We start from the raw sequence: 21,333 nt of genomic DNA, 5'->3' as shown, positions 1-21,333 counted from the left end.
TAAAAATTATTTCGGCTTGGAGTTACGTAATGCTGAGCGAAATTACTTTAAATCCCACCTTATCCGCGCAGACGAGCGAAATCACCTTTAATCAAAGCTTATCCGCGCAAATGGCTGAATGCAACGTCCGCGCATGTTCCATCGATCGCACTGAAATCGATTGCTATCCCTACGCGACTCGGGGAGTTTTGTTTGGGATTCTACTCGGAAGTTCCTTTTGGGGGGCGATCGCTGGTGTCTTCATGCTGCTACTGTAAAATATCTTAAGCTTGACGAACTCGCTGGCGATCGCAGGGACTCAAAAGCGAGAACAGCTACTTTTATGTTGTTGCAATTCAAAAATTACCGATTTCAGATTCCGATCTCCCGATCTTCAGGGTTTGCTGTCTTTAATACTTTTAAAAACAGACTTTAATGCATCAATTAAGGTGGGCATTTCCCATCCTACTAATAACTAAATATACATTACTGAATAACTGGTCACTGATAACTGGTCACTAGTCACTGGTCACTGATATATGTTGCTGGCGTTGGTGAATTCTTTCTGGCGAACCCGTGGGGATGGAGGCGATTAATCTGCGCGTGTATTCTTGTTGCGGTTGGGAATAAATTGTTTCGGCACTCCCTTGTTCGACAAGTTGTCCTTGATTCATCACCAAAATGCGATCGCTCATGAATTTCACCACGCTCAAGTCGTGAGAAATAAATATATAAGTCAGCTTTAATTCTTGTTGTAATTCTTTTAAAAGATTGAGTACCTGTGCTTGTACCGACACATCTAATGAGGAAACAGATTCATCGCAAATAATAAATTTAACTTCAGGATAAAGTGCCAGCGCTCTAGCAATACAAATTCGCTGCCGTTGACCTCCAGAAAATTCATGCGGATAGCGGTTCATCAATTTAGGTTCTATCCCAACTTTAGCTAAAAATTCTGCGGCTCTTTCTCGTCGCTGTCTCGTTGTTTTACTCGTGCCATGAATCCACATTGGTTCCATCACTGCATCGCCAATCTTCATCCGAGGATCGAGAGAACTATATGGATTTTGAAACACAATTTGCATTTCTCGGCGGAGTCGCTGTAGCTGTACGCCTTTGAGAGTGGTGACATCTTTCCCGGCAAAAAAGATTTTCCCACCCATCGGTTGAATCAGCCGTAAAATCGTTCTACCCAAAGTTGTTTTGCCGCAACCGGATTCACCGACTAATCCCAAAGTTTCCCCTGGATACACTTGAAACTCAACGTTATTTACTGCCATGAAATAGCGCTTCGCTCGACCGAAACCCCCGCGCATGGGAAAGCCAACTTGGAGATTTTTAACTTCTAACAGAGGTGGCTGTTGTTGTAATTGCTCTACCCGTTGGTGAGTGACTTCTGATGGAATTAAAGCGGGATAATGCGGTTGTTTTGACTCAATTTCCAATTCTCCTGTAGGGGTTTCCCTCACAGTCATGAAGTCGGCAACTGTCAGGAGTTTTTGCGGTCGGAAATCTAGCGCCGGACGACAGGCTAATAAGCCTTTGGTATAAGGATGTTGAGGTTGGGAAAAAATTTGCTCTACCGCACCGTACTCGACAATTTTCCCCTTGTACATTACGGCGATCGCATCAGCAATTTCTGCCACTAATCCCAAGTCATGGGTAATAAACATCATCGACATCTGACGGCGATCGCGCAATTCCCGCAACAAGTCCATAATCGTCGCTTGTACGGTCACGTCAAGGGCTGTAGTAGGCTCGTCAGCAATCAAAATGGCGGGATTGCAGGAAATTGCCATTGCAATTGTCACCCGCTGTAATTGCCCTCCTGATAGCTCGTGGGGATAGCGATCGAGTATGGCGAGTTTTTGTTGGTTGACCCAGGTTTGAATTTCTCTTGACGATGCATTTGTCTGCTTGACGGTGGCGAAATATTTCTGTTGTAACTCTTCGTCACTGGGTAAAAGTTTTACTTCCTGCAACCGCGCAGTTGCTTGACGACGGGCTTCGGCTTGAGATACGTTTTGATGCAAGCGAATAGCTTCAGTTAATTGAAACCCAATTGTAAAGACTGGGTTGAGGGCGCTCATCGGTTCTTGAAACACCATTGCCAAGCGATCGCCCCGATATTTCTGCATCTGGGCAGGAGATAGTTGCAATAAATCTACTGCCTGCCCGTCTGCTGCCCAAAACTGAATTTGTCCCCCCGTCACCTTTCCAGGAGTCGGAATCAGTCCCATCATCGCCAAGGACGTGACTGATTTACCCGAACCCGATTCCCCCACGATTCCCAGGGTTTGTCCCCGCTTCAGTTCAAACGAAATGCCGTTAACAGCTCTAATGAGTCTGTTGTCATCTGTAGCAAACTCTACGTGTAAATCGCGAACTGTGAGGACATCACTCATAAGAGTTGGCGGGGCGATCGATAAATTAACTGGATCTTAACAGCCTCTTGGAGAAGGGGCTAGGGGTGAGGAGTGAGGGGAAGAAGGGAGCTGAGGGAGAAAGACCGCTTTGGCTTCTTCCTTGTCTCCCTTGTCCCCCTGCTCCCTGCTCCCTGCTCCCTCTAAAACGGAATATCATCCTCATCGACTTCTACAGGCGCTTTGGGTGACTCTTGGGGTGCGGCTACGGCGACAGGGGTGGGTTGTCTTTCGACTGGCGCTGAAGCACGCGGCTGGGGCGCTGGTGAGGTGTAGCTACTTGTTTCTTCCCGTTCGGTGGCGGAAGACGTGAGGTTAACACCATCCAGCCTGTGAATGCGTTGTGCGGTTAATTCAGCGCGTTTCTCTTTAAAACCCTCTTGTCGCTCTACAGTATTCATACCTAAACGACCTTCAATAATGACGCGATCGCCTTTGTGGTAGTTTTGCTGAATTTCGTCTGCCATTTTGCCCCAACCGACAACTCTTAGAGTCGCTGGGGGGTCTTCTGCCCGTAGCCCAGGAATACTAACCATCATTTCGGCGATCGCCAGCAGGTTGTCATTATTTACGTGACGTAGTTGCGGCTCTTCTTTAATTTCTGCCATCAAAATACAGCTGTTCATGTCTTCGTCTCCTTTGTGTAGGGTGTAGGGAGCAGGGAGCAGTTAATTCCGACTTCCGACTTCTGACTTCTCCTTTATACTTCATCCCTATCTTGCCTCTAGTCCTTCAAGAGATGAGACGGATGGCTCCACTCCTTGTTCTTGTTCCACGAACTCTTGAACGCGGTGGCGGTATTCCCGCAGGGATTCATCTATCCAATCTCGATCGTTACTATTTGCGAACAAATGTACCACTGGTTCCCCTGCATCTGGCAAGATCAAAATCCAATTATCTTCATGGCGATCGAGAATCTTTACACCGTCGGTCAGTTCGAGTCTTTCTGCTGGATGGGTTTCGACGAGATGGCGCATCAACGCCCCCTTGACCGTCCAAGGACACCGGACTGTATAAGATTTGTGGTAGACGCGGGGGAGTTCGGTGCGAATAGCGGCAAGCGATCGCTCTTGAATGGTCAGCATTTCGATTAGCTTGGCAATGCAGAACATCCCATCGAACCCTGGATGCAATTGCGGGAAAATAAAGCCTGTTTCTCCACTTCCGCCTAAAACTACGTTTGGCGTGCGACGGCATTCTTCCATCAAGGCGGTGGGGTTTGCCTTGGTACGAATGATTTTCGCATCGTGGCGACGGGCAATTTGCTCGACAGCGCTAGAAACGTGAACGGGTACGACGACAGTGCCTCTGGGGTGTGCTGTCAGCATCATGTTGACCATCAAAGCCGTCAGCATTTCACCCCGAATTGGGATACCTGCTTCATCTACTAAGGTCATTTGTTCGCCATTCGCCGACACCTGCACGCCGAAATTAGCTTTGAGTGCTTCGACGACGTGACCGAGTTGTATCAGTAATGCTTCTTTCTCTACGGCACTGACGGCGGTTGGTTTGAGGCTAGCATTTAACACCACTGCATCGCAGCCAAATTTAGCTAGCATTTGCGGCAGGACTGCCCCAGTGACCGCATAAGAGTAGTCGATTACTACTTTAGAGTTGCTGTGGTGAACCGCTTCGACATTGAGGTGCTTTTCAAAGGCAGTGCAGTAGGTAGATACCATTTGGGTCGGATAGACGACATTACCAATTTCGTGAATTTGTACGCGCCGCAGGTCTTCTTTGAAATAAGCCCCTTCAATTTTCTTTTCTAGAGCTTTAGAAATATTGATGCCTTTGGGGTCGATAAATTCAATCAAAATGTAATCTGGGCGATCAGGATGCACTCTAACGTGAATGCCTCCAGACACTCCCATCGTTGAGATTACAGTTCGCGCCATTGGAATTGCGGTAGCATCGAGGTTTTGAATGTTGATCCCGACCGACATCAATCCTGCAATTAGCGATCGCGTGACCATGCGAGAAATACTGCGCTGGTCGCGGGAAACTGTCACCTGCGCCCCTGGTTTTAATGTCGAACCATAGGCGGCTCCCAGTTTGACAGCAAATTCGGGTGTAATGTCAATATTTGCCAATCCCGTCACGCCTCGCTGACCGAAGAGATTGCGCTGAGCGGTGTGACCCCAAATTAGGTTAATATTTAACGTCGCGCCCGATTCAATTTGCTTGCTGGGCCAAACTCTGACGCTGGAACTGATCAGGGCTTCTTCTCCCACGGTAGAAAGAGAGCCTACTACCGCACCTTCTAAAACGTGGGCGCGACGGTCTACCCGCGTACCGCGAGAAATAACGCAGGCTCTCAAGTGCGCCTCATCTCCAATCAGCGCTCCATTCCAGACAATCGGGCGCTTCAGGTTGGCATCAGCGCCAACGGTAACGTTGTCGCCAATGACCGTACCCGCAGAAATTTGAACTCTGGCTCCAATGCGGCAATTATCACCGATTAAACAAGGGGCTTCTAGGTTGGCAGTCGGATCGATGTGAGTATTTTGTCCTATCCAAATTCCTGAAGACCGCTCTTCGTAGGCATAGTCGAGTTTGACTTTGCGATCGAGTGCGTCGTACTGGCTTTCTCGATAGGCATCCAAGTGACCGACATCGCACCAGTAGCCTTGAGCAATGTAACCATACATTGGCTCGTCTTTTTCCAATAATAAGGGAAATAATTCTTTAGAAAAGTCGCTTTCTTGATTTTCTGGCAGATATTCCAATACTTCTGGTTCCAAAATATAAGTACCAGTATTTACCGTGTCGGAAAAAATTTCGCTAGAAGAAGGTTTCTCTAAAAAGCGGCGGATGCGTTGCGATTCATCTGTAATTACTACACCAAATTCAATTGGGTTGGGAACGCGGGTTAAAACTACAGTGGCTTTCGATTTTTTCTGTTTGTGAAATTCTATGGCTGCGGTGAGGTCAAAATCTGTGATGCTGTCACCGCTAATCACTAAAAACGTGCGATCGAGCAATTCGGCGATATTTTTGACGCAGCCTGCCGTTCCTAGCGGCTGATCTTCCTCGACGGCATAAGTCATCTGTACGCCAAAGTCGCTACCATCTTGAAAGTAGTCGCGCATTACGTCAGGTAAGTAGTGTAGAGTGGCAATCACTTCTGTAATCTGATGCCGTTTGAGCAGATTAATAATATGTTCTGCGATCGGTCGATTCAGCACTGGAACCATCGGTTTAGGAAGATCGCAAGTCAGCGGTCGAAGCCGCGTTCCAGATCCTCCAGCCATCAGTACTGCGCGCATAATTCCTCCTTAGATGTTCCACCCATTAGTGGTGTAAAGCCAACACTTCGAGCAACGCTAGTCTTTATCTAGTTTCCTATGTCTCTCCCACTTGCGGCACTCCCACAGGTTACATCCCACCAACAAGCTTGATGGATTCTACCTACTACGCTTTCCAACTAATCATGCTACGGGCATTCAAGCAACTGCATTGGCGCTAGAAGCGGTATCAATTGTGTCAGCTAAACTTAGAAAAGAGAGCTGAGGGAGCAGGGGAGAAGAGAGCTGAGGAGGCGCGAGGTTGCGCAAGGTTGCTGAGGGAGCAAGACAATTCGCGCCTTTTCGCAATTAATTCACCACACCCTACACCCCACACCCCACACCCTTTCTTCACTGATAACTGATAACTGATAACTGTAGAGGTAGATTCGGAATGAGTAGTTTAATTACTTTGTTATTAGTCTTAGCTTATGGCGGTGGTGTTTGGAAGTTCTGGACTGGATTTCACCGAACTAACTTTTCTCGCTCTTTTACCAACAGGCTAACATTATCTCTACTGTGGCCTGCTTTGATCGTGGCGAATAAGTCTTATCGCCAGAATTTTAGAAGAGCGCTGAAGGGATGAATAGGAGAGCTGAGGGAGCTGGGGGAGAAATAATCCAAAATTCTCCTCACTCCTCACTCCTTACTCCTCTGTGGCTCATTGGTGGAACGCAGGAAAGCGCTCAATTGGCTGAGGCGATCGCACGGGCTAATTTGCCGTGTATAATTTCTGTCACAACGGAATCAGCTCGGGCGCTCTACACCGATGCGGCTTGTCTGCAAGTGCGAGTGGGGCGTTTTACCTTTTTGGAGATTGAAGCGTTCGTGCAACAGCAGGTGGTTGGTGTGTTGGATGCATCACACCCTTATGCTGTGGAAATTTCTCAAGGTGCGATCGCAGTTTGTCAAAAGTTGGGAATTCCCTATTTACGTTACGAGCGTCCTGTTTTGAAGGGAGCAGGGAGTAGGGAGCAGGGAGCAGAGGAACGAATAGATAGTTTTGAGTCTTTGCTGTCGGGGGACTACCTACAGGGACGACGGGTGTTACTAACTGTAGGTTATCGTCCTTTGCATTTGTTTCAAGCTTGGCAGGATAAGGCGACTTTATTTGCCCGTATTTTACCTAGTGCGATCGCATTAGAATCTGCTTTGAAGGCTGGGTTTACTAACGATCGCTTAATTTGTCTGCGTCCACCAGTTTCGGCAGCTTTGGAGGCGATTTTGTGGCGACAATGGAATATTTCTGTGGTGGTGACTAAGGCTTCTGGTGCGCCTGGAGGAGAGGATGTGAAGCGGACTGTGGCTGCTGAATTAGGGATCGATTTAATTACGATCGAGCGTCCAATTGTTGAATATCCGCAGCAAACTAGCAATTTATCAGTGGCTCTAGATTTTTGCCGCATGTTATTTGGATAGGTGAGGATTGGTGGCGGGCGATCGCAACTTTCCCAGTTTTGTTACTTTTTTGTTCCAGTTCTGTCACTTTTTTTAAGTTAAATTGTAGTCGAATGTGAAATCAAAATTCCAGCTCTATAACTTTGTTTCCTGTCTTTTTGTTCTCAAGCAAGTTGTAAATACTCGCTTCAAATTCATATGCAATTTAGTAGAGGAATACGGTAATAGTATAGCCATATAATCCTAATATTTAGGAGGAATTTTCATGAATTCATACATTTTCTTTGAATCTGCACTTCAGATTTTAGTAGTAGCTTATCTAATCTCAGTGGTGCTATTACTTGCAGCTGCTAAAATTGGTTTAGCAGTCATTGAAACTATTGAAGAAGCTCAAGATTAATGGCAATAAGAAGAGATACGTCAACTTGACTAGAGTAGATCGATTTGATGCCCAAATTGTGAAAATTCTACCCAGTTATACTCCGAGGCGATCGCTTATCAATGACGCTCGATCCCACATTTATACCCAAACAACCATCAGCATACCCAAAACTACTTTCTTTTCTTGGGAGACTGACTAACTCTGGATTCAACAATAAACTTTGGAATTTCCCGCAGTTCGGACTCGCTCAAATTATACTGTTCGCAAACTAAGCTGAGGCGCTTTCCTGGGGTTTGTACGGAATTGACGGAATGGGTTAAATTGCCTTGAAAGTAAAGTAAGGTATTGACTTGTGGTTTAATCTGTCCGACTTGACGTTTATCGCAGCGCAATACTAATTCTCCCCCTTGCATATCTGGCGGTAGTTGCACGTAGAGGACGCTGACAACAGCGGGTGGTTCGATGGTTTTACAATAGGAACGTAAGGAGCGATCGATATGCGGATCGACACGGGAGCCTGCGGTTAGGAGTAAGGGATTGAGGTAAAAGGCATTACAATCCGATCGCAGGGCTAGATTGAGATACGGTTTGAAGTAAGGAAATTTTTGCTCTACTTCTGCTATTCCAGCACGTTGAAATACTATGGAAAATCCTTTTGTTCCTACAAAGTCACGGTTGAGGTTGTTGGTAGTAAAGTAGGGACACGCTTGAATTTCTCCCCATAAGTTGTTGAGGTAGTTGCTGGGGAAGCACGATGATTGTTGGTGGTAGTATTTCAGTTTCACAAGAAACAGGGAGCAGGGGGGAAATTCGGAATTCGGAATTCAAGACTTTTGACTTTTTTGTTTATACCCAACGCGTGGATATAATACCCGAGGTTAGCTAGGACGAAAGACGCGCTCGAATGGCTGCTTGCGGTAGCGTCTGTAAATGTCGAAGTCTGCGTCTAATGTGGCGATCGCACTGATGTCCAACCGCTCGGAAATAGCAACTAGAGCCAGATCTGCAAAATCTGGATTGATATCTATATATTGTCTGTTTAGCTCAGCTATACGCGAAAAGTCTTGATGATGTAAGTGTTCGCAGTTGAATATCCCATTACTAACTTGGAGCAACAACTCATTTTGTACTCGCCAGTCATCTGCCAATAAGTGCATGGCTTCAGTGACACAAGCAACTGTGGTAACTGCTTGGCTGGTGCAAAGCTCAAAAAATCTCCGCACTTGGGCATGGTATTTGTCGTCAGCACTGTAGTATGCAACTATCATCCCCGTATCCATCAGAATTATGGGATGGTATTTTGTCAAAGCTATAAAGCTCATGACTCTATTACTGTCGCTTCGCTTTTATGTTCTGCACTTTCACGATCTGCTTGTGCTTGCAAACGAGCAGCGATCGCTTTTTTGCGGTTTGAGCGTTCTGACAAGTTAGGATCGGCTCCTTGAAGTAAATGCTGGGGATGTCCTCCCATTCTTGCTACTAAAGTTTCACCAGCTTGTAAACTCAACCAGCGATCGTTGATTAAGCGTCTAATTAACTCGCTTCTATCTGTCTTCTCATGCGCCACAATGTCGGCGAGGTGTGCTTCGGTTTCCGCGTCTAGTCGGACAGCTATTAGTCCCATATTATTACTCCTACGTTCAATTTGTTATACAAGTATAACGCAAGCAATCGCATCTGGATACGATGCTGTTTGCAGTATCGCGACTACATCAAAAATATACCTAAATAGCAAACAAAATACCCAACAGGCTTTGCCTATACGCAAAATCTTAAAATGAGCTTAATAAACTTAGCTAACTTAAGTAGATGTAAACGTAGATTTTAACCTGCCTCAAACCAGATGTGAAAAGAAAATTATGAGTAAGATTCTCTCTTTTGTCCTTCTAGGAGGATTTCTGTCGAGTGTTGGATTTGGAATTTTTCAGATGATTAAAGGAGTTGCCAATATGCTGTTTAACCTAGCATATCGACATCGCTATCCAATTGGAGAAGTCAACATCTCGTATGGAGATGATTTTAGTCACGACGGAAGTAATGCTAATTTTGACTGTCATAGCTTTGAAGCACTGGGGATTGATTTAGGCGGTTTGTGTGACGGCGGGGGAGGTGATGGTAGTTAGTATTTAATGTAGAAATTGAGTAGTGGTAGGAATTATCAACCTTCAGGCGATCGCTCTATCAGTTTACATCTAATATATACCCAAAATGTGATTTAAATACCTATATAGTTAGCAGAAAGCATAAATCTGATACTCTAAACATGAGTAGAATTCAGTTTTATGGTTATGTCACTGCAACTGAAGGTTCCTAGTATTGTCTGCGAAGGCTGTGCAGAAACAATTACCAAAGCAGTTAAATCTGTTGACGCAGAGGCTCAAGTTGATGTGGATGTCTCAGCGAAAACCGTTAAAGTTGAAGGCAGCCAATCTGAAGAGTCTATCAAACAAGCGATCGCGGCTACTGGTCACACGGTAGAGTAGAATTGACAAATTCTAAAATGTGTTGTGCTGTAATTTGTGGCTGTTCTAGATGAGGAACGTGTCCGCAATCTTTAATCCAAATTAGTTGACTTTGGGCGATCGCTCGGTTAAATGTATAGGCATCGGTAGTACCCAAGATGCGATCGTCTTTCCCCCACAATATTAATGTAGGTGGTTGAATCTGCTTAAGTCTATTTTTAAAGGAAGCATACCCACCACTTTTAGTAAAAGCAATTAGTGCTTGACTCCACTCAGGACATTCTAAATGCAGTGCGGCACAGACTTGAGCGTCAATGGAAGCAAGTGTCTTATTTTTATATGCAGCACGACTAATACTATTACGGATTCTTGGATTGCGTAAAAATGTAGTTGCTAGAGTGTCAAGCGGTGGAAACATATATTTACTCATCACCGAACCACCAGCTACCCCTGCACTATCAATTAAGACTAACTTTTTGACTGCATCTGGATATGTCAGCGTGAAATCTATGGCTGCTGCACCTCCCATTGATGCACCAACTAAAATCATTGGCTTTTGAATCAGCGTTTTCCAGAAATAATATAGATGAGTCTTAATCGTATCGGGAGTAATTTTGACTCCTGCAACTCTGTCTGTAAATCCAAATCCAAATAAATCTACTGCCCAAGTTTCGTGCTTTGCTGCTAATAGTGGTAATAATCGACGAAATTCGAGTAGAGAACTATCGAAACCATGAATTAATAGTATAGGAATTTCTCCACTCCCTTGTCTTGCATATGTAGTTGCGATCGCTTCTGGGGATAATGGAGTGGCGATCGCAATTTGCTGTATATTCTGAGCTAACGCGATCGATGTCGCTTCAGTTAGTTGCGTGACAAGCTGGGGGAGAAATTGAGCAAACATACAAGTTGACTTCTCTTGCAATTCTTAATTGTACTCTAAAATTGATATACTTTGTATATCTAAAGTAGAGATGTCAAAAAATGCGAAGTGCGATCGGTAAGTGGGGAAACTCACTAGGGTTGAGGATACCCAAGCATATTGTAGAAGAATTATCTCTACAACCAAATGACGAGGTTGAGTGTCGCGTTGAAAAAGGTAGATTGATTGTTGAAGTTATACAAAAGCGCAAATACTCTCTAGAAGAGTTGCTTTCTCAAGAGATAGAACCCGAACCAGAAATCGATTGGGGTAAACCTATGGGTGAAGAAGTGTGGTAGAAGTTCCCCAGCGAGGTACGTTCATTTGGCTGAATTTTGAACCGCAATCTGGACGCGAACAGATGGGTAGAAAACCTGCTTTAGTTGTCAGTCATACAGCTTTTAACCGCCAGCGTGGTTTTGCGTTCGTTTGTCCCATTAGTAATACTAAGAGAAAAAATCCTTTTTATGTGGTGATTTCAGAGGGTTTAGCTGTAACTGGAGTTGTAATGTGCGACCAATTGCGATCGCTAGATTACCGAATTAGAAACGCAGAGTTTTTAGGTGAATGTCCTATTTCTTTGTTAGAAGAAGTCTTACTCCGAATTCAACCAATTTTCTTGTAGAGAGAAATAGATATTTTTGTATATAATACACTCATAAAAACACATTATACACATAACAATGCGAACCAACGTCGAGCTTGGCGATAGATTAGTTGAAGAAGCCTTTCGACTTACCAACGTCCGTACTAAAGTAGAGAGAAATAGATATTTTTGTATATAATACACTCATAAAAACACATTATACACATAACAATGCGAACCAACGTCGAGCTTGGCGATAGATTAGTTGAAGAAGCCTTTCGACTTACCAACGTCCGTACTAAAAAGGAACTTTTGCATCTAGCGTTGCAAGAATTAATTCGCTCCCAAAAAAAGAAAAATTTACTCGATTTGGCTGGAAAACTTGAGTTCTACGACGATTACAATCCTAAAACACTCAGAACACCCCGCCATGCTGCTGATTAATACATCTGTTTGGGTAAGTGTATTTCGAGATAAGACAGGACTTGTACGCCAGCAACTTCAATCAATAATTAGCGATCGCGATGTGATTCTAACTCGTTTCAATCAGCTAGAACTGTTGCAAGGATGTCGTAGCGATCGCGAGTGGAGACTTCTACAAAGTTATCTGCAAACCCAAGATTATGTTGAATTAAGTTCTGAATCTTGGCAAGCGGCTGCACGGATATACTTTGAATTACGCAGACAAGGATTAACCGTGCGGAGTCCGATTGACTGCTGTATTGCTCAATTAGCTATAGACCATGCATTAATTTTAATTCACGACGATCGCGACTTTGAAGTTATTAGTAGCGTGCGATCGCTGCAACAAATCCGCTTTCAGTCAAAATAGTTACAAAATAGTTATGACGAACAACTAGCTTTCTTTGTTGTTTCTAATAATCGCTTCGGTAATAATCCAAATCTTTTCAGGGGTTGAGAAACCTGTCTACTAGACTAAGATCGAACTAACTCTATTGTCTAAACGGTTGTCATGACTGTAACTACCTACAAATGGACAATTGAACGATATCACCGAGCAATAGAAGCAGGCATTTTTGACGACCAGCCCCTAGAATTATGGCGCGGTGACCTCATTGTTATGCCCCCAGAACGAGAACCCCACGCCTACTACAACACAGAAGCCGCCGATTATCTCCGCACGCTACTCGGCGAACGGGCAAAAATCCGCGATGCTAAACCTGTAACTCTGCCAAATAATTCCGAACCTGCCCCCGACATTGCCATTGTCAAACCCTTAGGTGAAGTTTACCTAGAACACCATCCTTACCCTGAAGATATTTTCTGGATTATCGAATTTTCTAACAGCACCTTAAATAAAGATTTAGGTGAAAAAAAAGATATCTACGCAGAAGCAGGTATTACTGAATATTGGGTTGTTAACCTCAAAGATCGATGTTTACAAGTATTTCGCGACCTCAAAAATGGGCAGTACAACACCGAACTAACACTAACTACAGGTACTATTACCCCTCTAGCCTTTCCTGATGTATCCGTTCAAGTTGAGCGCCTCATAGGTGTGAGCTATTAACACAGACTTTTGCTGTAGCTGAGCTTATCAAAATCCTAGACATATTGATATATGGGAGTTATAGTAGGTTACGGAAAGGCGCATTATCGTAACCATGAGCCAATTAAGTCGGCTGACAGCCCCTAAATCGAGTTTCAACATCCAACCCCAAGAAGACATTTTGGGAAATTTGTTGGCGAATAAACGTAGTGAAAATACTCGTCGCGCCTATGCTAAAGATTTAAAAGATTTTTTCATCACGATCGCAGCAGTTGAACCAGATCGGAATTTAATTGCCGAATTTCTCCAACTTTCTCGATTCAACGCCACAGCATTAGTACTTAAATATAAGGCAGTTCTGATCGATCGCAATTTATCGGAAGCAACAATTAACCGTCGATTAGCCGCCATAAAATCTTTAGTTAACTACGCGCGTCAAATTGGGATGTGCGATTACAGTTTGGACGATATTGCGGGAGAGAAGGTAAAGGCTTATCGCGATACGAGTGGGGTGAGTTTAGAAGCGTATCGTCAGGTGTTAGATATTGTCGATCGCAACACGCTTAAAGGCAAACGCGATTATGCGATATTAAGATTGCTATGGGATAACGCCTTAAGACGCGGAGAATTAGTTAAAGCGAATGTAAGTGACTTCGATCCAGACAGGCGATCGCTAACTATATATGGAAAAGGTCGAGGAACACAAGCTGAGACAATTAGTTTATCTGAGTCTACAGTAGCAGCATTGCAAGAATGGTTGTGCGAACGCGGTAAAGCTAAGCGTAACGAACCATTATTTATTGCACTCGATCGCGCCAGTTACGGTCATCGTCTCACGGGTACTGCCATATATAAGATCGTACAGGCAATGGCAGAAACAGCAGGATTGAAAAAACGCCTCAGTCCCCACAGAGTTAGACATTCTGGAATTACAGCTGCATTGGATGCAACAGGTGGAAACGTTCGCATGGTACAGAAATTATCTCGTCATGCCAGGTTAGATACATTAATGGTTTACGACGACAATCGCCAAAATCACCAAGCTGAAGTCACCGGATTATTAGCAGCATTGATTGAAGGAGAATCGTAGGGGCGGGTTTAGCAGATAACCTAAAAACCCCAACAGCAAATCTTCATTCAAAACCCGCCCGTACTGAGGGAAAAATTACCCATTACCCATTACCCATTACCAAACAAATCTGGAAGCACAGAAACAGACGGGATATACTCAGCATAATCGCGATCGAGAGATTGCAGATCGCAACCAGTAATTTGAGCCACCACAGCCGGATTTACACCCGCACTCAAACACATACAAATAAACGAGTGTCTTGTATTGGAAGGTTTGCGATACTCCACACCAGCCAACTCCAACATTTTCACCCAAGCACGATTGCGAAAATTGCGATCGTCAATTGGTAATCCTTCAGGACTAGGGAAGATAAGATCTTCTAGTAAATAATTTTCGGGTTTTCTAGTTTGAAGCAACGATCTAATTCTGTCATTTAAGGGAATAGAGCGAACTTTACTTGTTTGAGGGACACCCCGACTGATAGATTCTCCAATCCAAACACTTGACATATTAGAGTTAATATGCATCCAACGTAAAGCGATCGCCTCAGTAGTTCGCACCCCAGTCAAAAATAAAAATTCGACAAAATCGGCATAGTGTTTGTATTGAGGGTGAGTTTTGAAAGCAGCGAGAATTGCCTTAACTTCCTCTTGTGTAAATGGTTTGAGTGGTTGTTTGGGTGCTGACTCCACCTGCTTTTGTAAATCTTTCCAGGGGTTCGCTTCCACAAAACCTTTCGTTATTCCCCAACTCCAACAAGCACTGAGTAAAATCAGCCTTTCTTTCCTGGCGCGTTCGGCGTTCTTACTCTGAAGCCAAGCATTGAATTGTTCTACATGAGTTTGTAGAATTGCGATCGCATTTTGTGCGGCTAGTAATTTCCGCGTCTCATTCTCTCGATAGTAAAACTGGTGCAGATATTTCAGAGTTGTCTTGTAGCGATCTAAACTTCTGGGATGTAAAGACTGAGACTTATATTCCATAAACTGTTGGAATAGTTCGGCACAAGTAAGAAGTTGCGCGTCACTAACTGGCTTTTCAGTTAAGCTTTGGGGTTTGTATTTAGTCAGAGTGGTGTCAAAATTTCCAGAAATTGCATCCAACTCAATTTGACGCGCCTTTAACTCTGCCAACATCCGACTCTCTTGAGTATCCGGCAATCCTAAAGATAAACAATACCGCTTTCCTGCAACTCGCCAACGCAATCTCAGCCTATCCTTAAAACTTTCTACAACAACCGAACCTTTACTTGCCTTCATTCTTGGGTATTTATTTCGTGTTTTAGGTATATAGACGAGAGTACAGAGATAACAAGCGCTAGAGAATATTAGGTATAGAGTACACTAATTGGGTATCAAATCGAGATATTCCAATGTAAAAATATTGATTTTTTTGAGTTTGGGTATAAGAAGCATATTTTAGGTATTTAATTGATTAAATCTTCGCTCGATCGCGTTTCAAGAGTTTTTCACCCAGGTTTGGGTACGATCTATGTATTCTAGATATAAAACTGATTTTTTAAAATATTTAGGTATAGCATCCCAAAATTGGGTATTTTTTTGATGTAATCTAATGTTAAAAATATATTGCTTCGCACATCTATATTCATTTGCATAACTGCGTTTCAATAATTTTAGAAACGAAGTACTGCAAACCGAGTGAAACTAGAAACATTACTAGCACGCGATCGCACCATTCGCGTTATCGGTTTTGACGATGCGCCGTTCGTGCGCCGACGTAGTAGCAGCGTCTCAATCGTCGGTGTCATTTGTGCAGAGACGCGATTTGAAGGAATGGTATGGGGAAAAGTGCGACAAGACGGCTGGAACGCTACAGATACAATCTGTCGGTTACTATTAGGCAAAAAATTTCTGCCTCAACTCCACATATTGCTATTAGATGGAATCGGCTTCGGTGGCTTTAACATCATCGACTTACCCAAACTTACAGACAAATTGCAAATCCCCTGCGTCACCGTCATGCGCCGACAGCCAAACATGACAAAGATAGAAACAGCACTGCAACGTTTACCCCAACCCCATCGCCGTTTAGAACTGATGCGCCGTGCGGGAAAAGTTCACGCATATCCGCCATTCTTCTTTCAAGTCTGCGGAGAAGATCCAGATATTGTCTCAGCTGTATTACACAGATTAAGCGATCGCGGTCACGTACCGGAAGCCCTAAGATTAGCACATTTAATTGGTGCGGCAGTCGTTAAAGGTGAAAGCGGGAGTTCAGCTTAGCGCCTTAGCACGCCAGTTGCTACAACGGGGGGAACCCCCGCAACGCACTGGCTCGTCTTTGCGCGACATTATCATGCGATCGCCAACTTAAAAAGTAGCACATTTACCGAGAGCTAAATTTCCCTACAGTCAGCATGATGAGATATGCGCTGAGATAGCTAGCCATGACCTCACAACCAGAGCGAATCGAGATAAAACTAACAATACCAGCTACACAACCCCAGTTGTTAGAAGGATTAGATCTATGGTTGCGTCTGGGGTTGCTTTCTGAAACTCAAGTTATCCGAATTTGTCGCACTCACCTAGTTTGTGCCTTACCAGTAGCTGAAGTATCTCATCAAGAAGACTTTATTACTACAACACCAGCAGAAACACCCGTTCCAATTAGAAGTTCCGCACCCATACTCAGCCGAATTTTATCTTCCCTCATGGAAGAGATTAGCGTCGTGTGGCTGCTATTTCTAGGCGTGTTCATGGTAATCGTATCCTCTGGGGTACTAGCTGCGAGTCAGTGGCAGAACTTTTCCGCAGTCGGACAATATGCCATTTTATTCGGCTACACCTTAGCATTTTGGCTTGCTTGCTGGTGGACGCGACAACGACCGAATTTAAGTTTGACAAGTAGGATTTTACAAGTCACCGCCCTATCCCTAATTCCAGTTAACTTCTGGGCAATCGATGGGTTTCAGTTGTGGCAGGATGGATTGGGGTTAGTTGTAGGAGCGATCGCAATTTTGAGTTTATCCGCGATCGCCTGGATGTTACTGCAAGCTGCATTACCGATTAGAGTTAATACTGTTGCACTGAGTTGGCTGCAATTGGGTTGGATAATACCTGGGTTTCCCCTGATTGCCATCTATAGCAGTACAGTAGGGACAGCAGGAGTATTATGGCATCGGGTAGAAAAGCGTCAGGCGAGTTTAATCGATTTAGGGATTAGTGGCGTTGTTCTGGCTATTTCCACCTTACTGCTTTTGGGTAGGGGAGTATTACGTGCAGGCGTACCCATAGATGCAATTGGACTGGCGTTAGGGATTTGCGGCTGGGTACTTTGTTGGTTAACTCGCCGTCCGGTACAACCTCTATTGACTCGCACGGGTATCGGGTTATTAGTATTGGGTTGGATAGTCGCTGTCAGCGTCGAACCGCCTTGGCAAGCGATCGCAGTTAGTATTTTAGGTATCTGGTTATTAGCAAATCGTCTGCAAAGACTTTGGCAAGTATGGGATTTACTCACCCTATTTTTTGTTGGATTGCAGGCTTATTGTTTGCTATGGCGGCTAATTCCCATTGCAGGGAGACAGCAAATTATTGCCTTGGCAACCCAAATCGCCGGAGGTTATTTATTCCCAGGAGAACTCATCGGGCTGGCGCTTTTTCCTTATATTATTGTCACCTTAATTGTTGCCTCGCGCCTCCGGCGTGCCTCTCAACCAAATTTAGCTAGTTATACCGAAGGCATGGCATTGATTTTAGGAAGCGTTCTTGCTTTATTTAGTTTATTCAATCCCTTGGTGCGATCGCTCTACTTATTAGCTTCTACTCTTACCTTAATAATTGTCCTCCGTCAGCGTCCAACTCGCGCCGCATGGTTAATTTATCTCACGCACATCGCTGGAATATTAACTTTATATGCATGGATAGGTTGGGGTTTTCCCAATCTTAATACTCGATTTTGGGCAGTCATTTTATTAATTGGCATGGTAGCAGAATGGGGGTTTGCATGTAAGGGCGCACAGTCATGCGCCCTTACGCACACAATTTGGAAACGTAGTGCGTGGTATATCGGTTTAGTCTTAGCCGGATTGAGTTATCCCTTACTTATAGAATCGAATCCATATTGGGGATTAATTTGGCTAGCCACTCCTGCCTGTCTCACGTTTCTCGGTAGTCGTACCATTCCTCAAGCAAGATTGGCAAGTTGGCTGAGTGTTGTTGCCTTACTTCTAGCCCAAATTTTAACTGAAGCCAGGGTAACTCCTTTATTAATTAGTACGGCAGTCGCTACCAGTTTAATGTTAGTCAACACGCAGAAATTGCGATCGCAACTTGCCGCAGCAATAACTGTTGGATTTGGTTTGAGTTTTGCGGGAACTTGTCTGTGGCAAATTTGGGGGGTTCCCCTCAATTGGTTGCCAACATGGATTGGCGTTGCTTTATGGGGGTTGTGGATTTTACGTTCCCATAGGGGCGCACAGCTGTGCGCCCCTACAGATATTTATGCTCCAGCATTAGACGGTTGGGCGATCGCGCTGAGTATAATTAATTTAACTTTCCTAACTTTAGGTAAGCTAGAAGTTTACCCCATACAAGATTTATACATAATTTTTGCCGCAGTTATAACCACAGGAGCAATTACTTATCGTAACTGGAAACAGCCGACAAATTTAGGTTTTTACGGGATTGCTTGGGGTACAGAATTAGTAGTAGCTAGTATCGTATGGTGGAGTGTACCGTCTTTTATAAATATTGCGATCGCCAATTTAGGATTAGGACTAGCAACGCAATTAGGTAGCGATTGGTGGGTACGTCGTTCTGCCTTACCTTACCTTTCTAGTTGGCACGTTATCGCGCTGATATATGCAGTTATAGGATTAATCTTCGCCCACTATACATTTACTGCCTACACAGGACTTTACACGTTAGCAGGCGCATTAGTGGGAATTGGTGTTGGAAGGCGTTTACCTCTGCTCAAACCAATTACATTAATATCTGTATTTGGTATTTCCTTTGCGGCATACGAACTTTTAATTTATCAATTGATCCAATCCAAAGGAGGGCAAGCAGGGGATGGCATAGTCTTACTATCAGCCCTAGCCTGTGCGATCGCAATTATATATTGTTTCTGTTCGCGCTGGTTACTATTTTATTGGAGACTTGCCCCTCAAGAATTACTCGTAATTACCCATCTTCACTGGGGAGTTGGTAGTCTTTTTTCCCTACTAGCATTAGGAGTAAGTTTAAGCAATTTTGGCAGCAATCTTTGGCTAGTGGTTACAGTAGCATTAGCAGCTTATGCAGCTTGGCAAGGGCGAACTCGTAATTTTTGGGTTTATTTGGCAGTCATCCAATTAACAATTGCGATCGCCCACCTTTTAAATCGAATTTTACCTCTATCTACACTGTTAAATTGGTCAGCCGCGATCGCTTGTGTGTTTGCCTATCTTTTATACTCCTTACCTTGGCAAACTTGGGGATGGTCGAAACAACCGTGGCAGCGTTCTGCTACTGTTTTACCAGGGGCGATCGTTTTACTTACATCGGGTGGAATTTCAATTTCAAGTTTATTTCTTGTTGCTGCTTTCTATGCTTGGTTAGCCAGGATAGAAAATAAAATTCGCCTCAGTTATTTAAGTATCGTTTTAGCTGATTGGGCAATTATTCGACTGATTCAAAATTGGCAGTTTACCGATCCTTTGTGGTATATTTCCGTATTGAGTGGTTCGTTGCTGTATGTTGCCCAAGTCGATCCAACATTGCGATCGCCTACCGAAAAGGAAAAGCGTCACATTCTCCGTACTTTAGCTGTAGGGTTATTTTGTCTGACAGCTTTGTACCAATCAGACAAGAGTTTGTGGCAAGGAATTTTAACTATTTTTCTGGGTGTAGGTTTAATTTTAGCAGGCATCGTATTTCGCATCCGCGCCTATTTATATGTCGGTACGCTAACTTTTATTACAAAAGTCTTGCGTCAGCTTTGGCTATTTATCGATAATTATTCTTTACTACTATGGGCAATTGGAATTGTAGTAGGGTTGTTATTTATTTGGATTGCTGCCACATTTGAAGCGCGTCGCAGTCAAGCGATCGCATTGATGCAAACTTGGATTCGAGAATTAGAAAACTGGGAATAAAGCTATTTGACTTTTGTGCCATTGGGTAAAAGCGGCGATCGTACAGTTGGGAGTTGCCCCCAGAATACTTAATTTTTTAGAATCTTGCAATTAACTTCGCAAATTGCTAAGATCTTGAACGTAGCACAGTCATGTGACTAAGCGATTGTAATCAGCAACCAAATGGTCAGCTACGTAGAGTAACAAAGTGGTTACATATCCTATGGAGGGTTTACTATGTCCTGCTCTTGTATATGCATATCATTACTCGTTCTCGCCTTGTAGAGTTTTGGGAAAGACATCCTGACTCCAAAACTAGTTTACTTCTTTGGTATAAGCTGACGATCGCTGCCCAGTGGCAAAACTTTGTAGAAGTACGCCAAGTTTTTTCTTCTGCCGATCGAGTAGGAAACTTTACAGTATTTAATATTGGAGGTAATAAATATCGCCTAATTGCTTTCGTGGATTACACATATCAGAAGGTTTTCATCCGCCATGTTCTGACTCACGCGGAGTATAACAAGGATGATTGGAAGAAAGATGATTGGTATGAATAGGATAGTAGCAGGCTGGCGCTGTTAACGGGCAAAAAGTCATATGTTTACAACTGAACCTAATAGTTATATTGAGCTTCTACAAAAGTTTCCGCCTCGTCCAATCAAATCAGAGGCAGATTTTCTAGCAGTTCAAAAGGTTATTGATACTTTGCTAGACTCTGGTGAGATAACGCCAGAGAAGCAAGAATACATTAATCTGTTGGGAATTCTCGTGCATGAGTACGAAGAAAAGCATGTATCAATTCCAGATTTAAGTGGTATTGAGTTGCTTAAGGCATTAATTGATGAATTTAACCTTAAACAAAAAGATCTAATTCCTATTTTCAAAACTGAATCAATTGTGTCAGCAATTCTCAATGGACAGCGTAAATTTACTGTGGAACACATTGAAAAGTTAGCTATTTTTTTTAATATTTCTCCATCTGTCTTTTTTAGCCATTCGTCACGCTCGTTATAAGCACAGATATACTATAACTTGTTTCTATGTAGCATTATTAAGAGCGTCCTTAAAAATCACGCTGACTATCGTGCCACTCTGCCTGACGGTTATACCTCTCAAGTTATAGATGAGTCACCAAAGCTTTTCTTAAAAAATATATCTTTGGGGAAATAGACAATAACAACCAAACTGTTTCTTCAAGCTTGTGCCTCAAAATTTCCGAATATGTTTCCTGTGACAGAT

Annotated in this window: 25 protein-coding genes; 17 read left to right on the top strand and 8 right to left on the bottom strand. The window is 43.7% G+C overall.

Translation table 11 applies throughout. The annotated features are described in order from the left end of the window. Nucleotides 1–29 precede the first annotated feature (29 nt). The gene (locus H6G17_RS06925) at nt 30–257 is read left to right on the top strand and encodes a hypothetical protein (RefSeq protein WP_192155475.1); all 228 of its coding nucleotides are present in this window, start codon (nt 30–32) and stop codon (nt 255–257) included. Between the two features lie 240 nt (nt 258–497). On the opposite strand, the gene H6G17_RS06920 is transcribed toward H6G17_RS06925, so the two are convergent. From H6G17_RS06920 to H6G17_RS06910, 3 genes are all read right to left on the bottom strand, one after another. Continuing rightward, entirely contained in the window at nt 498–2,384 is a 1,887-nt protein-coding gene (locus H6G17_RS06920; RefSeq protein WP_192155473.1) for an ABC transporter ATP-binding protein, read from the bottom strand. A 161-nt stretch (nt 2,385–2,545) separates the two neighbouring features. Continuing rightward, entirely contained in the window at nt 2,546–3,028 is a 483-nt protein-coding gene (locus tag H6G17_RS06915; protein ID WP_192155471.1) for a single-stranded DNA-binding protein, read from the bottom strand. 87 nt (nt 3,029–3,115) lie between these two features. Beyond that, entirely contained in the window at nt 3,116–5,668 is a 2,553-nt protein-coding gene (locus H6G17_RS06910; RefSeq protein ID WP_192155469.1) for a mannose-1-phosphate guanyltransferase, read from the bottom strand. 412 nt (nt 5,669–6,080) lie between these two features. Between H6G17_RS06910 and H6G17_RS06905 the strand changes: the two genes are divergently transcribed. The 3 genes from H6G17_RS06905 (at nt 6,081) to H6G17_RS33945 (ending at nt 7,484) form a co-directional block, all read left to right on the top strand. Continuing rightward, entirely contained in the window at nt 6,081–6,272 is a 192-nt protein-coding gene (locus H6G17_RS06905; RefSeq protein WP_192155467.1) for a hypothetical protein, read from the top strand. Next, the gene (locus tag H6G17_RS06900; protein WP_242038275.1) at nt 6,269–7,105 is read left to right on the top strand and encodes a cobalt-precorrin-6A reductase; all 837 of its coding nucleotides are present in this window, start codon (nt 6,269–6,271) and stop codon (nt 7,103–7,105) included. The genes H6G17_RS06905 and H6G17_RS06900 overlap by 4 nt, the downstream gene beginning before the upstream one ends. Before the next feature lie 244 nt (nt 7,106–7,349). Further along, nucleotides 7,350–7,484: a hypothetical protein gene (locus H6G17_RS33945; protein WP_277875945.1), complete on the top strand. Its 135-nt coding sequence runs from the start codon at nt 7,350–7,352 to the stop codon at nt 7,482–7,484. A gap of 152 nt (nt 7,485–7,636) precedes the next feature. Here the strand turns inward: H6G17_RS33945 and H6G17_RS06895 are convergent, their stop codons facing one another. The 3 genes from H6G17_RS06895 to H6G17_RS06885 all read right to left on the bottom strand — a co-directional run bounded on the left by H6G17_RS06895 (nt 7,637) and on the right by H6G17_RS06885 (nt 9,090). After that, nucleotides 7,637–8,245, bottom strand: coding sequence for a 2OG-Fe(II) oxygenase (locus H6G17_RS06895; RefSeq protein ID WP_192155512.1), 609 nt, complete (start codon nt 8,243–8,245; stop codon nt 7,637–7,639). Between the two features lie 99 nt (nt 8,246–8,344). After that, nucleotides 8,345–8,788 (bottom strand): PIN domain-containing protein, encoded by a 444-nt coding sequence (locus tag H6G17_RS06890; RefSeq protein WP_192155465.1) that lies wholly within the window; start codon nt 8,786–8,788, stop codon nt 8,345–8,347. Further along, nucleotides 8,785–9,090, bottom strand: a complete 306-nt coding sequence (locus tag H6G17_RS06885; RefSeq protein ID WP_192155459.1) for a hypothetical protein — start codon at nt 9,088–9,090, stop codon at nt 8,785–8,787. The genes H6G17_RS06890 and H6G17_RS06885 overlap by 4 nt, the downstream gene beginning before the upstream one ends. A gap of 235 nt (nt 9,091–9,325) precedes the next feature. Here H6G17_RS06885 and H6G17_RS06880 point away from each other — a divergent pair, with 235 nt between their 5' ends. Both H6G17_RS06880 and H6G17_RS06875 read left to right on the top strand, forming a co-directional pair. Continuing rightward, a complete protein-coding gene (locus H6G17_RS06880) occupies nt 9,326–9,589 on the top strand; it encodes a hypothetical protein (protein ID WP_192155457.1) in 264 nt (87 codons plus the stop codon). A 165-nt stretch (nt 9,590–9,754) separates the two neighbouring features. Next, nucleotides 9,755–9,949 (top strand): heavy-metal-associated domain-containing protein, encoded by a 195-nt coding sequence (locus tag H6G17_RS06875; protein WP_192155510.1) that lies wholly within the window; start codon nt 9,755–9,757, stop codon nt 9,947–9,949. Here the strand turns inward: H6G17_RS06875 and H6G17_RS06870 are convergent. Further along, a complete protein-coding gene (locus H6G17_RS06870) occupies nt 9,927–10,832 on the bottom strand; it encodes an alpha/beta hydrolase (RefSeq protein ID WP_192155455.1) in 906 nt (301 codons plus the stop codon). The genes H6G17_RS06875 and H6G17_RS06870 overlap by 23 nt on opposite strands. An 80-nt stretch (nt 10,833–10,912) precedes the next feature. On the opposite strand from H6G17_RS06870, the gene H6G17_RS06865 reads away from it, so the two are divergent. From H6G17_RS06865 to H6G17_RS06835, 7 genes are all read left to right on the top strand, one after another. Further along, nucleotides 10,913–11,149: an AbrB/MazE/SpoVT family DNA-binding domain-containing protein gene (locus H6G17_RS06865; protein ID WP_192155453.1), complete on the top strand. Its 237-nt coding sequence runs from the start codon at nt 10,913–10,915 to the stop codon at nt 11,147–11,149. Beyond that, entirely contained in the window at nt 11,143–11,475 is a 333-nt protein-coding gene (locus H6G17_RS06860) for a type II toxin-antitoxin system PemK/MazF family toxin (RefSeq protein ID WP_192155451.1), read from the top strand. Before H6G17_RS06865 ends, H6G17_RS06860 begins: the two co-directional genes overlap by 7 nt. 58 nt (nt 11,476–11,533) lie before the next feature. After that, entirely contained in the window at nt 11,534–11,635 is a 102-nt protein-coding gene (locus tag H6G17_RS06855) for a type II toxin-antitoxin system VapB family antitoxin (protein WP_192155449.1), read from the top strand. Between the two features lie 32 nt (nt 11,636–11,667). Continuing rightward, nucleotides 11,668–11,880, top strand: a complete 213-nt coding sequence (locus tag H6G17_RS06850) for a type II toxin-antitoxin system VapB family antitoxin (protein ID WP_192155447.1) — start codon at nt 11,668–11,670, stop codon at nt 11,878–11,880. Next, the gene (locus H6G17_RS06845) at nt 11,867–12,268 is read left to right on the top strand and encodes a PIN domain nuclease (protein ID WP_192155445.1); all 402 of its coding nucleotides are present in this window, start codon (nt 11,867–11,869) and stop codon (nt 12,266–12,268) included. Before H6G17_RS06850 ends, H6G17_RS06845 begins: the two co-directional genes overlap by 14 nt. Before the next feature lie 141 nt (nt 12,269–12,409). After that, nucleotides 12,410–12,967 (top strand): Uma2 family endonuclease, encoded by a 558-nt coding sequence (locus H6G17_RS06840; protein ID WP_192155443.1) that lies wholly within the window; start codon nt 12,410–12,412, stop codon nt 12,965–12,967. A 94-nt stretch (nt 12,968–13,061) separates the two neighbouring features. After that, nucleotides 13,062–14,036, top strand: a complete 975-nt coding sequence (locus H6G17_RS06835) for a tyrosine-type recombinase/integrase (protein WP_192155441.1) — start codon at nt 13,062–13,064, stop codon at nt 14,034–14,036. A gap of 89 nt (nt 14,037–14,125) precedes the next feature. Here the strand turns inward: H6G17_RS06835 and H6G17_RS06830 are convergent, their stop codons facing one another. Next, on the bottom strand, nt 14,126–15,277 hold the full coding sequence (locus H6G17_RS06830) for a tyrosine-type recombinase/integrase (RefSeq protein WP_192155439.1): 1,152 nt from the start codon (nt 15,275–15,277) through the stop codon (nt 14,126–14,128). A gap of 399 nt (nt 15,278–15,676) precedes the next feature. On the opposite strand from H6G17_RS06830, the gene H6G17_RS06825 reads away from it, so the two are divergent. From H6G17_RS06825 to H6G17_RS06810, 4 genes are all read left to right on the top strand, one after another. Beyond that, nucleotides 15,677–16,261, top strand: coding sequence for a DUF99 family protein (locus H6G17_RS06825; protein WP_192155437.1), 585 nt, complete (start codon nt 15,677–15,679; stop codon nt 16,259–16,261). Between the two features lie 164 nt (nt 16,262–16,425). Continuing rightward, nucleotides 16,426–20,115 (top strand): DUF2157 domain-containing protein, encoded by a 3,690-nt coding sequence (locus tag H6G17_RS06820; protein ID WP_192155435.1) that lies wholly within the window; start codon nt 16,426–16,428, stop codon nt 20,113–20,115. 233 nt (nt 20,116–20,348) lie between these two features. Then, nucleotides 20,349–20,651, top strand: a complete 303-nt coding sequence (locus tag H6G17_RS06815; RefSeq protein WP_192155433.1) for a type II toxin-antitoxin system HigB family toxin — start codon at nt 20,349–20,351, stop codon at nt 20,649–20,651. 40 nt (nt 20,652–20,691) lie between these two features. Continuing rightward, complete coding sequence (locus H6G17_RS06810) at nt 20,692–21,108, top strand: transcriptional regulator (protein ID WP_192155431.1); 417 nt, start codon at nt 20,692–20,694, stop codon at nt 21,106–21,108. Nucleotides 21,109–21,333 lie beyond the last annotated feature (225 nt).

The sequence above is a fragment of the Chroococcidiopsis sp. [FACHB-1243] genome (assembly GCF_014696895.1).
Lineage (GTDB): Bacteria > Cyanobacteriota > Cyanobacteriia > Cyanobacteriales > Chroococcidiopsidaceae > Chroococcidiopsis.
Note: the sequence above shows the minus strand (reverse complement) of the source record. Positions and strands in the feature narration are given on the sequence as shown.